We start from the raw sequence: 15,795 nt of genomic DNA on the forward strand, positions 1-15,795 counted from the left end.
ACCATGACTCTACACCCGAACAGGAGGCAGCATGTCCTCAGAGCTTGAAGCGATCAATAACGAATTTGCTAACAATCCCCAGGGTTTGGTTGAGTGGGCATTAGCCCAGGGTTCACGACCTATTTGCACCACCAACTTTCGCCCCTTCGAGGCGGTGATTCTGCACATGGTGAGCCAAGTCCGCCCGGACATTCCCATTGTGTGGATGGACAGCGGCTACAACACTGAAGCGACTTATCAATTCGCCGACGAGGTGATAAAGCAGCTCAACCTGAACATAGTAAGCTTTGTGCCTCGACGCACCCGCGCCCACCGCGAAGCGCTGGAAGGCCCCATGCCGGGTATTGACGATCCGCACCACGCGGCCTTTACCCAGGAAGTAAAACTGGAACCGTTCGAGCGTGCACTGCGTGAAATGCAGCCCGACGTATGGTTCACCGCATTGCGCGCTGAAGACACCCCCGAACGCGCTAAAATGCAGCCGGTGAGCCGCAACAGCGATGGCCTATTGAAAGTCGCCCCGCTGCTGCAGTGGAGCGCCAAAGATATGTACCAGTATCTACAGGCGCATAATCTGCCCAACAACTTCGACTACTTTGACCCCACCAAGGTGGAAGAGAAGCGCGAGTGCGGCCTTCATTTACAGCATTAACGCTGACGATTGATTAATACTCAGGCAGGTCCAGCTCATCGAACAATGACTGTTCATGACGAGGGCCTGCCGTTAACGCTTCGTCGACGCGGTCACGGGTTAAATGAGGCGCGAAGCGCTCCAAAAAGTCGTACATATAGCCACGCATAAAAGTACCGCGACGAATGCCGATCTTGGTAGTGGAACTGGCAAACAGATGACTAGCATCAAGCGCGACTAAATCAGCATCTAACGCCTCATCCACGGCCATATGCGCCACAATGCCCACCCCCATACCCAGGCGCACGTAAGTTTTGATGACGTCTGCATCGGCAGCAGTTAGCACCACGTTAGGCGTTAAGCCTTTCGCTTTAAAAGCATCATCCAACTGGGAGCGGCCGGTAAATCCAAACACGTAGGTGACCAGGGGATGCTCACCGAGTGCCTCCAGAGTCAACGGGCCCTGATGAGTGGCTAGCGGGTGCCCCTTAGGCACCAGTACGCAGCGGTTCCAGCGATAGCAGGGCAATAGGACTAAATCGGTAAATAGCTCAAGCGACTCGGTCGCGATGGCGAAATCGGCCTGGCCTTCACTGACCATCTGTGCGATCTGCTTGGGGGTACCCTGCTGCATATGTAGCGCCACATCAGGATATTTAAGGGTGAATTCACTGATAATGGGCGGTAGCGCGTAACGGGCCTGGGTATGCGTGGTTGCAATGGCCAAGCTGCCACGGCGCTCATCACTATGCTCTTGAGCCACCTGTTTGATGTTTTCGGTGAGACGCAGGACCTGTCCGGCCAGATCAATAATCGACTGCCCGGCGGGCGTTACTCGGGTTAAATGCTTGCCGCTGCGAGCAAAAATCTCAACGCCAAGCTCATCTTCCAATAACCGAATTTGCTTGGAGATCCCGGGCTGTGAGGTAAATAGGCTTTGCGCTGTGGCTGAGACGTTCAGGTTATGTCGATTGACTTCCCAGATATAGCGTAGCTGTTGTAGCTTCATATCCTCACCTTATTTATTCTCTAAACAGATCTATGTAGGGCGCCCTTGAAGCACATCCTTGCGCAGCTGCTGTGATGGGATGAACGGACAGCGGTGCAGGCTTCGCACTTTACAGCACCAGATAGAATAAAAAACATCTGAATGATACTTTTATATTATAAAAAAATGTTGCTACCAGCATCCATTAATTTCTGCTATTCAGATAAATCACCATACGGGAAATTTGCCAGCAACCTTCGCGCCCGCTAACATCTGCCCACGACTTAGCGCGGTAAGAACTTAGGCGCGGTGAAAGAGCGCCAATGAATCGCGTAATGACCGTTGCTCCATTTGAGGCAACGAAACAGCAAGAGCAACGCAAACGGGAGAATCAAATGGCTAATAATGTTGATGTCACCAACGCCAATTTTGAGCAAGAAGTCCTCAACGCTGAACAGCCTGTGCTAATGAAATTTTGGGCGCCTTGGTGTGGCCCGTGTAAAGTCATGGCCCCGGTCGTTGATGAAGTGGCTGCAGAACGTCAGGACAGCCTGAAAGTGGTTAGTGTTAATGTAGACGACGCACCTGAAATTGCTGCCGAGCAAGGTGTACGCGGTGTACCTACCGTCATGCTGTTTAAATCTGGCACCAAGGTCGCATCACTGGTTGGCGCTCAATCGAAATCACAGCTGACGCAGTTCATCGAACAAAACGCCTGATAACTCAGTAAGCGTTTGTAATAGCCGCCGACTTCGTCGGCGGTCGTTTTATCTTTTACGCTTCCACGGCGGCAAGCTTGCATCACTTGCGCGGCTATCTTTTAAGCGCCTCTTCCCAGGCCCCAGCAAACGAGCAATCCAACGCGTCTCCGGGTGGCTGTCCAAGGCAATTTTCAGCGTCATTGTCAGCATTACCGAAAGCAACATTCCCGCTGCACCGAATATCCACCCCCATACCACCAGCGATAAAAATGCCACAAAGGTAGAAAGCCCGAGCGCTTGCCCCATTACCCGAGGCTCAATCAAGTTACCGAGCACAAAGTTGATAACCAGATAGGCCGAAGCCAAAAGCATCGCTTGGAAAGGACCACCATCTTGCGCAATCAGCAGTAAGAGTACCGGCGGTATAGCGGCCAGCGCGGAGCCAATATTAGGAATAAAGTTGAGCGCAAAGGCTAACACTCCCCATAGCAGCGGAAACTCAACGCCCACAATCAGGCAGGAGAGCCAAACCAGCACACCCGTGGCTAGGCTGATCATGGTTTTAACGGCAAGGTAGCGCTTTAGCGTTAGGCTGAACTCACTGAAGCGCTTCAAGCTGGGCGCAGGGTTCTCTAAGGCACGTGAGACTTTGTCACGTACATTTAATGTTTCAAACAACATGAATATGACCAGCAGCCCGACAATGACACTCTGCATGAAGAGATTGCCAAGCTGACTCAATAACGCTGGCATCCAGGAACCTTCATCCTCCCCCTCAAAGAGCGAGTTGATTTGGTCTGGATTTATCGCTAATCCCCGAGAAGAGAGCGCATTGAGTAAGTTCCAATACTGCTCATAAAGTCGCGACTCTATGTCCGGCAATGCGGTCAGAAAAGTACTAAAGCTGTTCACCACCAGCAGGCCAATAAGCGATATAAACGCCAGCAAGACCATTAACGTGAGGAATGCCGACATTCGCATACTCAGGCCACAGCGATGCAGCCACTGCACAGGCGAGGTACACACGACCGCGATAAATGTCGCCAATAGCAACGGCACTAATAAGTCAGCACCTACTTTCATTCCAGCAATAATCACTACCAACGCGGCGAGAGCCAAGGTGGCATTGAGTGGAATACTGCGATAATCCTCATCCGACAAGTTTGACATAATCCATCCCTAGCCTGTTATCCATATATAATGGCTGCATTGTTCATATTGCACAAACCATGCAAACAATGAGCAACTGTTGTGCGACTTCCCTTCCATGCTGAACTTTCTCTTCTACGATGCTTCCAAGCTATGTCTGTCCTAACGTCTTGAAACAGCGTTTAAAACCATGATTTAACTTGGCGGCATGACGCCCCGCTTACAAAGGAAGCCATTTATGAAAGCAACTCCCATTAGCTCTCCAGGACTACGCGCTCAACTTCTAGGTTACGGCCTACTAGGCAGTGCCTTATTGGCACTCATAAGCGCTCCCTTGGCACACGCGTCATCGTCACACCCGCCTCAGCCCAGCCTGCATGTTCAAGCTCAGTCTTGGGTAGAGGTGGAGCCCGACAAAGCCACTTTGAATGCACGCCTGTGGGAAAATACGCCAGCCCTTTCCACCTTGGAGGAGAGCGATAGTAGCGCACTTAGCGATGCCCGTGAGCGTTTAGAGACCCGTGCTAGCGAATTAATTGAAGAGATGGAAGCCACGGGTCTTGAGCGCACCGCCATTAACGCTGGCTCGCTCAATGTTTATCCTGAGCATATTCAAGGCCCGCGCAACGAAGACGGCGAACATGAAACCCTGCAACGCACTCGCCTTGAACGCCCGATCACTGTCGAGCTTACCGATCTCAATCAGTTAAGCCAGGTGTTAGATGCTCTGATTGCTGCCGGTGTTAATTCACTGGACGGTGTCCAGTTCGACCTGCAAGACCGCGATGCGGCGACTGACGAGGCATTGGTCAAAGCGCTTGAGAAAGCGCAGCACAAGGCAAACCTGATGGCCGATAGCCTAGACGCAGAACTGGGCCATGTGCAGCGCATTGAAGAAACGCAATCACCTATTTTCCAGCCGCGCATGATGGCAATGCGGGCAGAGAGCGACACGGCTGCAAGCCAATCCGGTGCCGCCAGTGATTACAGCCCCGGCACCATTCGTATTGATGCCGGAGTCAGCGTTGAGTGGGCACTTAAAGGGCCAGATGCTCCACGCCGCCCAGATAGCGACGTAGCGGCTCAGGAATAGTTACCGAGCCATCCGCCTGCTGGTGGTTTTCAAGCACCGCCAGCAGGCAGCGTCCTACCGCCAGCCCTGAACCGTTCAAGGTATTAAGCAGCAATGGCTTTTTCGAGTCTGGGTGGCGATAACGCGCCTGCATACGGCGTGCCTGAAAATCCCCACAATTAGAGACTGAAGAGATCTCCCGATAGGTTTCCTGGCTGGGCAACCACACTTCTAAGTCGTAGGTTTTAGTCGCCCCAAAGCCCATATCCCCGGTACACAGCGTTACCACGCGATACGGCAATTCCAACGCCTGCAGTATCGCCTCGGCGTGACCACGCATCTCTTCCAATGCTTCGAAGCTTTTCTCCGGCTCTACAATCTGCACCATCTCGACTTTATCGAACTGATGCTGACGAATCATACCGCGGGTATCGCGCCCGTGTGAGCCCGCCTCAGAGCGGAAACACGGCGTATGGGCAGTCAGCTTCATTGGCAATGCGGACAACTCAACGATTTCATCGCGCACAAAGTTGGTAAGCGGCACTTCGGAGGTCGGGATCAGATGGTACTCACGCTCATCGTCCAGCTTGAACAGATCTTCGCCAAACTTCGGCAGTTGGCCAGTACCCATTAGTGAATCGCGGTTGACCATATAGGGCACGTAGCACTCTTCGTAGCCGTGCTGTTCGGTTTGGGTATCCAGCATAAACTGCGCCAGCGCCCGATGAAGGCGAGCAATCGGCCCGCGCATTACCGCAAAGCGGGCACCGGTGATTTTAGCTGCCAGCTCAAAATCGAGATAACCCGACTTCTTACCCAGGTCAACGTGATCCAGCACCTCAAAATCAAACGCCCGCGGCGTGCCCCAGCGGTGCAGCTCAACGTTATCGTCTTCGCTTTTACCTTCCGGCACGCTTTCGTGGGGCAGATTGGGGATACCGCTAATGGCATCGTCCCACTCGGCCTGCACCTCAGCCAGCTCACGTTTGGCATTATCCAAACGATCGCCCAAATCGCTGACCTCATCTAGCAGCGGCTGAATATCTTCACCGTTGGCCTTGGCCTTGCCAATCGCTTTAGAGCGCATATTACGCTCGTTTTGCAGCTGCTCGGTTTGCGTTTGCAGCTCGCGGCGACGCGACTCCAGCGCCTGTAGTCCCGCTTTATCAAGCACAAAGCCCCGGCGGGCCAGTTGTTGAGCAACCGTGTCAAGATCACCACGCAGCAGTTTCGGATCGAGCATGAATCCTGTCCCTTGGCCTGAAAACAATAAAAGCAACGCGTCAATGCACGTGCAGAAAGGCGCCTATTGTAGGCAAAAGCGCGCCAGGGAGCCATGCCCGGTGTTCCACATCACGGGTTAAGGAATATTAACAGGTTGAATCACTCAACTAATTTGTAGCGCCACACTTAAGTAACGAGTGGTAAACCACTAGCTTAGCTAGCATGACCGAATCTACCGCATGCGCTATGACCGCTCTGCATATCCATCCCCGCCCATTAGCCAAAAATGATAGAGTGCCCGCCGATTCGACTGGCGAATCGCTGAAAAATAGGTTTTCACACTTTTTGACAGGAGAAAGGCAGTGCAGGAAACAGCACAGCAAGGAAAGTTTGCCTGGTGGCGACGAATCGCCCTATGGAAGAAAATTCTCGCGGGCTTGGCACTGGGCATTCTGGCAGGTGCGCTCTTGGGCGATACCGCCAGCGTGTTTAAGCCACTCGGCGATATTTTCATCAACGCTATTATGATGCTGATTGTACCGCTCGTGTTCTCCACCCTGGTGGTAGGCATCACCTCCATGCGCGACCCGCAGAAAATGGGCCGCATTGGTGCGCGTACGATTACCCTCTATTTGGTCACTACCGCCTTTGCTATCTCCATCGGTCTGGTACTTTCCACCCTCCTGCAGCCAGGCGTGGGGGTTCATTTAAGTTTTGACTCTGAAGTGGCCGCTAACGAAGCGCCATCGCTGGTCTCTATTCTGGTTAACTTAGTACCGCGTAACCCGCTGGACGCCCTGGCCAACGGCAACATTATGCAGATCATTGTGTTTGCCATTGGTTTGGGTATTTCTTTAACGCTGATCGGCGAGAAAGGTGAACCGGTCATGAAGGTCTTCGACAGCTTTGCTGAGGCAATGTACAAGCTAACCGGCATTGTGATGGCCTTTGCACCCTTCGGCGTCTTTGGCTTGATCGCCCACGTCTCGGGCCAGTACGGTTTAGAGATATTGCTGCCGCTGGCCAAGCTGATTGGCGTTGCATATCTAGCCAGCATACTTCACGTGCTAGTAATCTACTCGGGCTTGATCTCGCTATTGGGGCGGCTAAACCCTATGCGCTATTTGCAGGGCAGCCTGGACGCTATTGTCGTGGCGTTCTCATCCGCCTCTTCTGCGGGCACCCTGCCGGTCTCTATACGCTGTGCGCAGAAAAACCTGGGCGTTTCCGAAGGGGTTTCTGGGTTTGTGCTTCCCGTGGGTGCCACCATCAATATGGATGGCACGGCGCTTTACCAGGGTGTGGTAGTGCTATTCATTGCCCAAATGACCGGCACTGATTTGAGTATGATGGATTACGGCATGATCGTTGCCACCGGCACGCTGGCCTCTATCGGTACGGCGGGAGTACCGGGCGCGGGCTTGATTATGCTCTCGATTGTGATGGCGCAGGTTGGCCTGCCGCTGGAAGCTATCGCCGTGGTCGCGGGGATTGACAGGATCCTTGATATGGCACGCACCAGCGTCAACGTTGCGGGCGATTTAATGGTCACCACGCTGGTAGGCAAAAGCGAGGGGGAACTCAACGAGGACATTTACAACAGCCGCTGATCCTCGCGCTACTATTTAGCAAGATTCGGCGCCCGCTGTGATGAGCAGCGGGCACTGCGCCCTCCCTTCATAGCCTTCCCCTGCCATACAGCAGTTGTGATTCGCACAGTTTCTCGGCAACCTATTAGCATCATTTCTAGCCGAGCTACGCAGCTATGCCTACCGCTTTTGATCAAACGCTCATCGCCATCGATACCCTGCATGCCGAGGATCCGCGCGATACCAACCTTGCTGATGGCACGTCCATGCCTCAGGAATTGGCTTATGCCCAGCGCATGAGCGACTGGCTAGACCGCGCACATGACGCCCCAGATGAAGTGCTGCGCTTAGCCGTACGCGCCCAGCACTTGCAGCGCTGGTTAGTGCCGCGAGAGGAGTACCCCGAAGGGCGCGTAGGCTACTTAACCTGGCGGCGCGACCAGGGCAAGCGCGCAGGCGATACCACCGCCCAGCTAATGCGCGACGCAGGCTACAGTGATAAAGAAGCCGAGCGCGCCGCAGCAATTATTGGCAAGAAAGGATTGGGCCGCGACCCCGATGTACAAGCCCTGGAAGATTGCGCATGCCTGGTGTTTCTAGAGAACTACTTTGCCGATTTCTCGCGCAAGATAGAGCATGACCACATGGTGCGTATCGTGCAGATGACCTGGCGCAAAATGTCGCCCCGCGCTCACGAGCTAGCTTTAACGCTGCCGATGTCAGACGCCTCAGCAGCGCTGGTAAAAGAAGCCCTGGGTGTTGAGTAAGCAGGGTAGTAAAGCGTTACCGTAAGATGCAGCCGGGCAGTCACTGCGGTAAAGTAGCCGTCTTCTTTTTTTGCGCCCCCGGCACTGACGGCTTGCTCAACTATGATTGCATCCCTGGATACCCGTACCGCCCCGTTTGAACGCTTGGGAAATTCGTATGTACGTTTTCTACAAGCCCTCAAAACCTGCGGATTTGAAGGTGAAATTTCCCCCGACTATGCCAACCGCACGGTGCTGGCGACGGATAACTCGATTTACCAGCGCCTTCCTCAGGCAGCAATCTATCCCAAGCATGCAGAAGACTTGGAGCGCATCACCCGGCTGGCGGCGCAGACCTCCCATCGAGGCATTGTATTAACCCCACGAGGTGGCGGCACAGGTACCAACGGCCAGTCGCTCACCGACGGTATCGTGGTGGACGTATCACGCCACATGAACAAGATCATCGAGATCGACACTGAAAACCGTCGAGTCCGCGTACAGGCCGGGGTGATCAAGGATCAACTTAACGCCGCGCTCAAGCCCCATGGGCTGTTTTTCGCTCCGGAGCTTTCGACCTCCAATCGCGCCACTATAGGCGGCATGATCTCTACCGATGCCAGCGGCCAGGGCAGCTGTGAATACGGTAAAACCCGCGACCATGTGTTGGAGCTCGATACTATTCTGATCGGTGGAAAGCACCTGCACAGCCGCGTGTTAACACAGGATGAAGAGCAGGCTGAGTGCCAGCAGGAAGGCATTCTGGGCCGCGTTCATACCACCGCCGCCGAGATTATTGACCAGCAGCGCGACTTGATTGCAGCCAAGTTCCCGCCGCTCAACCGCTGCTTAACCGGCTACGATTTGGCTCACCTGCGCGATAGCGAGGGGCAGCTCAACCTCAACAGCCTGCTGTGCGGCTCGGAAGGCTCGCTGGGCTTTTTAAACGAAGCGGTGTTGAACGTGCTGCCGATTCCCAAGCACTCCACCCTGGTCAACGTTCGCTATACCAGTTTTATGGATGCGTTGCGGGATGCCAAAGCATTAATGACTGCCAGCGCGAAGCCTACCTCGATTGAGACCATCGACGACAGCGTGCTGCAACTGGCCATGGAGGACTTCGTCTGGGACAGCGTGGCGGAGTTCTTCCCGGCGACCGCTAACACGGCGATTCGCGGCATTAACCTGATCGAATTTAATGACGACGATGAGAGCGCCCTCACCGAACGGGTACGCGCCTTCACCGAGCATCTAAGCCAAGATACCACCGTTGAGCGCTTAGGCTACACCCTGGCCGAGGGGCGCGGGCAGATCCAGAAAGTCTACGCCATGCGCAAACGCTCGGTGGGATTGCTCGGAAATGTGCAGGGCGAGAAACGACCGATCCCGTTTGTCGAAGATACCGCCGTACCGCCGGAGCACTTGGCGGACTTTATCTCTGAGTTCCGCGCCGCGCTGGATGCCCGGGGGCTCTCTTACGGGATGTTTGGCCATGTAGACGCCGGCGTACTGCACGTGCGCCCCGCCGTCGATATGAAGGATCCAGAGCAGGAAAAACTGATTCGCGCGGTGTCCGATGAAGTGGCGGCGCTGACCCAGAAATATGGCGGTCTGCTGTGGGGCGAACACGGCAAGGGCGTACGCTCCGAATATTCGCCTAAGTTCTTTGGCGAACTCTATCCCAGCCTACAGCGGGTAAAAGCGGCTTTTGACCCCTATAACCAGCTTAACCCCGGCAAAATAGCTTCACCTGCCGAAAACGGCGAACTAATCGCCAAAGATAGCGACCCCGATTTGTTGAAGGTCGATGGTGTGCCCATGCGCGGCCAGTTTGATCGCACCATCGATGAGCGTGCCTGGCAGGCCTATGACGCCGCGGTGTACTGCAACGGTAACGGCGCCTGCTACAACTATGACCTTGATGACCCCATGTGCCCATCATGGAAAGCGACGCGGGATCGCCGCCACTCGCCCAAAGGCCGCGCCAGTCTGATCCGCGAGTGGCTTCGCCTGCAGACCCAGGCGGGAATCGATGTTGTTGAAGAATCGCGCAAAAAGAAAGCCGAAGGTGGCTGGGGGTTTATTAAACGCTTTCCGATGCGGGTGGCGAACACTCTCAGCCGCAAGCAGCACCACGACTACTCCCACGAAGTTTATGACGCCATGGCGGGCTGTTTAGCGTGTAAGTCCTGCGCGGGGCAGTGCCCGGTTAAAGTCAACGTCCCTCAGTTCCGTTCACAGTTTTTGGAGGTCTACCACGGCCGCTACCTGCGCCCGCTGCGCGACTACGTGATTGGCGGCACTGAATTTATGCTGCCCACCCTGGCCAAGGCGGCACCGCTTTATAACGCCGTGATTGGCCAGCGCTGGGTAGAGCAACTGATGCGCCGCACACTGGGCATGAGCGACTCCCCGGCGCTTTCGCGGGCCAGTGTTAAAAAGCAGCTCAACGCCTGGGGCGTTGCCGAGGCAACGCCGCTCTCGCTGGCCCTGTTAACCGAACAGCAGCGCGCCAACAGCGTGATTATTGTTCAGGACGCCTTTACCACCCACTTTGAAGCCAAGCTGGTCATGGACGTTGTGGAACTGCTATCGCGTCTCAATCTACGCGTGTTCGTGATGCCCTATTCGGCTAACGGCAAACCGCTCCAGGTTCAGGGCTTCTTGGGCGCCTTCGAGCGCACCGCCACCAAGCAGGCCGAACGGCTACGCACGTTGGCCCGCTTTGATATCCCCATGGTGGGCATCGACCCGGCGATGACGCTCACCTATCGCCAGGAGTACGTCAAAGCGCTCGGCAATGAGGCAGTGCCGGAGGTGCTGATGCTACAGGAGTGGCTGGCGACCCGGATAAACACGCTTGCGCCCAACCAGCTTAAGCTAACCGACCCAGGGTTTAAGCTGCTCTCCCACTGCACCGAGAAAACCAACGCGCCGGGCAGTCCCAAAGCGTGGCAGCAGGTGTTTGCGGCGTTTGGGTTGGAGCTTGAGCTAGTGGCCACCGGCTGCTGCGGTATGTCGGGCACCTACGGCCACGAAACCCGCAACGCCGCTACGTCAAAAACTATCTATGCCCAGTCGTGGCAGCCCCAAGTGGAAGCCGAAAACAACGCAGGCAAGTTGCTAGCCACGGGCTACTCCTGCCGCAGCCAGGTAAAGCGCTACTCGGAACAAGTTCTGCTGCATCCTTTGCAGGCACTACTCATCGCCCTAAAGCGCAGCTAAAGTTTGTACAAACATTAAACCTTGTATAACGTTGAGGGAGCTAACGGCGTGCAGCGCAGAAAGCTGTCACGCTGTTCATTGACTGCAGGGAGCCTCTAATTAACGTAATGAGCGCAGGCCAGACAAGGCAAAAATCAACGAAAAAGCGGAGTTTACGAATTGTAAATGAGCATTTTGAGGTGATTTTTAACACCGTATGGGCAAGCGCAATAGTTAATCAGAGGTTTCCTTTTTTTCAGGAGCTGCCTTGTTGTTTCTACTCCCCTCCCTGACTCGCCTAGGCACAGGCGCTGTTTTAACCCTGACCCTAGCGGCCCTCGCGGTCGCTCAGGAAAACCGTGTTGAGACGCAGGTAGTGGCGGAGGCTCTGCGGATTGAGATACTGCCGCTTACCGGCAGCGTTAGCGCCCCAAAAACCTCTCAGCTGTCTAGCGCTGAAGCCGGTCAGGTCAGCGAGCTAACGGTTGAGATGGGCGACGCAGTCACTGAAGGCCAGCCCCTCTTATCACTCGATACCCGCGATATTAGCCTGGAAACCCAGCGTGCCCGCGCGGATCTAGCTCAGGCCGAAGCCGAACGTGACGAAGCGCAACGCCTAGTCAGCGAAGCCAACCAGCTCTCGGCGCAAAACTTTGCCGCCAGCGAGCGCCGCCAGCGTGAAAGCGCTCTGGCGGCGGCCCAGGCCACCCTTGAAGCGCGCCGAGCCGACTACAGCTTGGCCCAGCTGCAGCTCGAGCGTCACCAGATCCGCGCGCCCTTTGATGGCATGGTCACCCACCGGGAGAGCAATGTCGGTGAGTGGGTCAACCCCGGCGACACCCTGCTCACCTTGGTCGATTTAGCTTCACTTCGGTTAGATTTTTCGGTGCCGCTTTCCGCCTACCAACGCTTTGAGGGCTCTCAATTAGAGGTTCGCATAGAAGGCAGCGATCAATGGCACCCGGCGCGCACCCTCGCGCGTATCCCCCTCGATGCCAGCTCAAGGCAGTTTCTGCTTCGCGCGGCGCCGGAAGCACCACTTGAAATGCTACCGGGTATGGCGGTGGAAGGCCGTTTGCAACTTAATGGCGAAAGCGGGCCCAGCGTGCCGCGAGATGCCCTCATTCGACGCCCAGATGGCAGCGTTAGCGTTTGGCTAGCACGCCAGAGCGATGACATATGGCAGGCGTTTGAGCAGCGGGTTGAGATCGGCAGCAGCTACCAGGGAGAGGTCGCCGTCAATGAGGGCCTATCACCGGGAGACCGCGTTATCGTCGTCGGTAATGAGCGACTTGAAGAGGGGCAAACCGTGTCCCTGAGCGACGACTAAAGGAGCGATACCCGCGTATGTTTGCCGCCATTATTCGTCACGGTATCTTGGTTAGCGTTATTACGCTGATCCTGCTGATTCTGGGTATCGCCGCCATCTGGCGCATCCCTGTACAGATGATCCCCGACCTGGAAACCCGCGTGGTGGGTATCGAGACCCAGTGGCCGGGTGCCACGCCGCAGGATATTGAAAAGGATATCTTGATCGAGCAAGAGGAGTTCCTGCGCAATGTGCCCAACCTACAGCGCATGGAGTCCACCGCCAGCAGCGGCAGCGCTGAAATCGAGCTGGAGTTTCCGTTTGGCGTCGATCTCACCGAAACCTTGATTCGGGTTAACAACGCGCTAAGCCAGGTGCCCTCCTACCCCAACAATGTCGACCAGCCGCGCATCGTCGCCAACTCCTTTTCCGCCAACGCCTTTATGTACTATAACGTTGCCCCCCGGGAGGGCAATCCGCGCCAGCTCGATATGCCCGCCATGCGCGACTACCTGGAGGACAATGTCCGCCCGCGCCTGGAGAGCGTTGCCGGTGTATCGGAAGTCACGGTTTCCGGTGGCGCCGAGCGGCAAATGCAGCTGCTGATCGACCCCGAAGCGCTAGTCGCCCGTAAACTGAGTATTGCTGATATTCAGGCCGCCCTTCTGGCCCGCAATCAGGATGTCTCCGGCGGCAATCTAGAGAGCGGTAAACGCCGCTACCTGCTGCGAACTGTGGGCCGCTTTGAGGATGTTGAAAGCCTTGAAGCGCTTGTCCTCATCCGCGACGGCGACGCGGTCACCCGGCTCAGCGATGTCGCCGAGGTTCGCCAATCCTATGCCGAACTCACATCCCGCGCTTACAGCTCTGACGGACAGCCAGTATTGAGCGTACAGGTGCGCCGAGAACCGGGCGCCAATGTGATCGATATCAAGCGCGCCATGCTCGATGAAGTCGCGGCGCTTAATCAAGGCCTGCTAGCCGAGCAGGGTATGCGTATGACGCTCTCCAGCGACGACGTGCGCTACGTGGAGTCGTCGATTGCCAATGTTTGGGTCAACCTGGGTCTTGGCGCGCTGTTTGCCACCCTGGTGATGTACGCTTTTCTTCGCTCTGCCCGCGCCACCGTGGCCGGGGTGATCGGCATTCCCATCTGCACCATAGCGGCCTTTCTAGGCCTGCTGCTGGCGGGCCGCACGCTCAACGTCATTTCGCTGGCGGGTGTTGCTTTCGCTATTGGCATGACAATAGACAACACCATCGTCGTGCTGGAGAGCATTGAGACCCAGCGCCGCCGTGGGTTGGCGCGTTTTGAAGCGGCTCTCGAGGGCGTCAAGCAAGTGTGGCCCGCGGTGCTCGCCTCAACGCTAACCACCATTTTAGTCTTTGTGCCGATCTTCTTTATTCAACAGGAAGCCGGGCAGCTCTACTCTGATATTGCGGTGGCCATCTCGACCTCGATTATTGTCTCCATGGTGGTCGCCATTACCGTTATTCCCACCTTGGGAGCACATATCGATTTTCGTGGCAAGGAGAGCGCCTCAACATCATCGCCACGCTGGGTACGCGGTTGCCTGTGGGTGGTGGATGGCATGATTCGTACGGCTTCCCGACGCTTTCTCGCTATCGTGCTAGGCATTGTGGGTGGTATCGGTATTTTTGTCTGGCTGACCCCCCCGGCTGAGTACCTGCCCGAAGGCGAGGAGGCCAAAACCTTTGCCAGTATGAACGCCCCGGCGAGTTACAACCTGGCCACCATGGATACGATTGCCCAAACCCTACAACAGGAGTTGGAGCCCCATGTGGGCGCTGAGCCGGAGCGCTTCGAGCGCGGCGATACCGACATCCCGGCGATTCGCACCATGGGCATTCAAGCCGAAGCCCAAAGCCTGCGGATCATTGCAGAAACTATCGACCCCACCCATATTGAAGCCTTGATGGACGCCCTCACCCGGCGCTTTGAGAAATACCCCGACATGCGCGCCTTTGCCGCCCGCGGCTCGATTATCTCCAGCAATGACGGCGGAACGCGCAGTATCACTTTGGACATTGCCGGCAACGATCTAAACGAACTCTACACAACCGCCAACGCGATTTATCAGCGCGCGCAGACAGTGTTCGACAACCCGCGCATTCAGTCGCGGCCCTCCGCCCTGGATCTTGGCCAGCCGCTGATTGAGGTGTATCCCAATTGGGAGCGCGCCGCAGAAGTCGGCCTGGATACCAACGCCCTGGGAACCACCGTCGCGGTGCTCACCAACGGCGCCTATCTGGATGACTTTTACCTCGACGACGAGAAAATCGACCTTTACGGCTATGGCCCCGAGGCGCGCGATATCGACCTGGACGCCCTCGCCACCCTGCCTATCTATACCCCTTCTGGGGTGAGCGTTCCGCTCAATACCCTTGCCGAAATTCGCGAAACCGTGGGAACGGCCACCCTTCGGCGGGTGGATGGTCGCCGCAGTGTGACGCTGGACGTCATTCCACCCCGCAGCGTAGCGCTGGAAGCCGGTATCGAGCGGATGCAGCGCGAGGTGATCGACCCACTGCGCTATGAAGGCGTCATACCCGCCAACATTAATGTCAGCGTGACCGGTGCGGGGGATCAGTTGGATGCCACCCGCCAAGCACTTACCGGCAATGCGTTAATCGCGCTGGCGATTGTGTATCTGCTGCTGGTGGCGATTTTTGCCCACTGGGGTTACCCGCTGCTGATTCTCGCCACTATTCCGTTAGGTGCCGCCGGGGGGATTGTAGGGCTGTGGCTGATGAATACGGTGGGCGCTCAGCTGCCGAAAATTGGCTTGAATGCCATCAGCCAGCCGTTCGATATGATCACTATGTTGGGCTTTCTGATTCTGATGGGGACGGTGGTCAACAACCCGATACTGGTGGTTCATCAGGCGAGGGAGAATCTACGCACGGCGTCGATGGGCGCTCGTGAGGCCGTTCAACAGGCAGTAGAGAGTCGCTTACGGCCGATTGCCATGACGACTCTTACCACTCTGTGCGGCCTATCACCGCTGGTGTTTCTACCCGGGGAAGGTACCGAGCTTTACCGCGGCGTCGGTGCCATTGTGCTATTTGGGCTGCTCGGTACGGCAATTGTCACCATTACCTTCTTACCAGCGCTTACTGTTGCCGTGCTCAGTTGGAGAACCCAACGGTCGGCGAGCTAA

Annotated in this window: 11 protein-coding genes; 8 read left to right on the forward strand and 3 right to left on the reverse strand. The window is 56.1% G+C overall.

Translation table 11 applies throughout. The features are described 5' to 3' along the window. Positions 1-31: 31 nt before the first annotated feature. Positions 32-652: a phosphoadenosine phosphosulfate reductase domain-containing protein gene (locus tag AC5TBW_RS12000; RefSeq protein WP_495508787.1), complete on the forward strand. Its 621-nt coding sequence runs from the start codon at positions 32-34 to the stop codon at positions 650-652. Positions 653-665: 13 nt separating this feature from the next. Here the strand turns inward: AC5TBW_RS12000 and cysB are convergent, their stop codons facing one another. Then, complete coding sequence (cysB, locus tag AC5TBW_RS12005) at positions 666-1,640, reverse strand: HTH-type transcriptional regulator CysB (RefSeq protein ID WP_495508788.1); 975 nt, start codon at positions 1,638-1,640, stop codon at positions 666-668. Between the two features lie 314 nt (positions 1,641-1,954). Between cysB and trxA the strand changes: the two genes are divergently transcribed. After that, positions 1,955-2,338 (forward strand): thioredoxin, encoded by a 384-nt coding sequence (trxA, locus tag AC5TBW_RS12010; protein ID WP_495511961.1) that lies wholly within the window; start codon positions 1,955-1,957, stop codon positions 2,336-2,338. Positions 2,339-2,386: 48 nt separating this feature from the next. Here the strand turns inward: trxA and AC5TBW_RS12015 are convergent, their stop codons facing one another. Then, positions 2,387-3,490 carry an AI-2E family transporter gene (locus tag AC5TBW_RS12015; RefSeq protein ID WP_495508789.1) on the reverse strand — a complete coding sequence of 368 codons (1,104 nt, stop codon included), beginning with the start codon at positions 3,488-3,490 and terminating at the stop codon, positions 2,387-2,389. A 217-nt stretch (positions 3,491-3,707) separates the two neighbouring features. On the opposite strand from AC5TBW_RS12015, the gene AC5TBW_RS12020 reads away from it, so the two are divergent. Next, positions 3,708-4,562 (forward strand): SIMPL domain-containing protein, encoded by an 855-nt coding sequence (locus AC5TBW_RS12020; RefSeq protein ID WP_495508790.1) that lies wholly within the window; start codon positions 3,708-3,710, stop codon positions 4,560-4,562. Here AC5TBW_RS12020 and serS read toward each other — a convergent pair. Continuing rightward, on the reverse strand, positions 4,507-5,784 hold the full coding sequence (serS, locus tag AC5TBW_RS12025; RefSeq protein WP_495508791.1) for a serine--tRNA ligase: 1,278 nt from the start codon (positions 5,782-5,784) through the stop codon (positions 4,507-4,509). The two genes, AC5TBW_RS12020 and serS, sit on opposite strands and share 56 nt — an antisense overlap. Before the next feature lie 343 nt (positions 5,785-6,127). On the opposite strand from serS, the gene AC5TBW_RS12030 reads away from it, so the two are divergent. The 5 genes from AC5TBW_RS12030 (at position 6,128) to AC5TBW_RS12050 (ending at position 15,795) form a co-directional block, all read left to right on the forward strand. Then, a complete protein-coding gene (locus tag AC5TBW_RS12030) occupies positions 6,128-7,375 on the forward strand; it encodes a dicarboxylate/amino acid:cation symporter (protein ID WP_495508792.1) in 1,248 nt (415 codons plus the stop codon). A 155-nt stretch (positions 7,376-7,530) separates the two neighbouring features. Beyond that, entirely contained in the window at positions 7,531-8,121 is a 591-nt protein-coding gene (locus AC5TBW_RS12035; protein ID WP_495508793.1) for a DUF4202 domain-containing protein, read from the forward strand. A 102-nt stretch (positions 8,122-8,223) separates the two neighbouring features. Then, a complete protein-coding gene (ydiJ, locus tag AC5TBW_RS12040) occupies positions 8,224-11,325 on the forward strand; it encodes a D-2-hydroxyglutarate dehydrogenase YdiJ (protein ID WP_495508794.1) in 3,102 nt (1,033 codons plus the stop codon). 247 nt (positions 11,326-11,572) lie between these two features. Next, entirely contained in the window at positions 11,573-12,634 is a 1,062-nt protein-coding gene (locus tag AC5TBW_RS12045; protein ID WP_495508795.1) for an efflux RND transporter periplasmic adaptor subunit, read from the forward strand. Positions 12,635-12,651: 17 nt separating this feature from the next. Continuing rightward, positions 12,652-15,795, forward strand: coding sequence for an efflux RND transporter permease subunit (locus AC5TBW_RS12050; protein ID WP_495508796.1), 3,144 nt, complete (start codon positions 12,652-12,654; stop codon positions 15,793-15,795).

This window comes from Vreelandella sp. ssv (genome assembly GCF_059448525.1).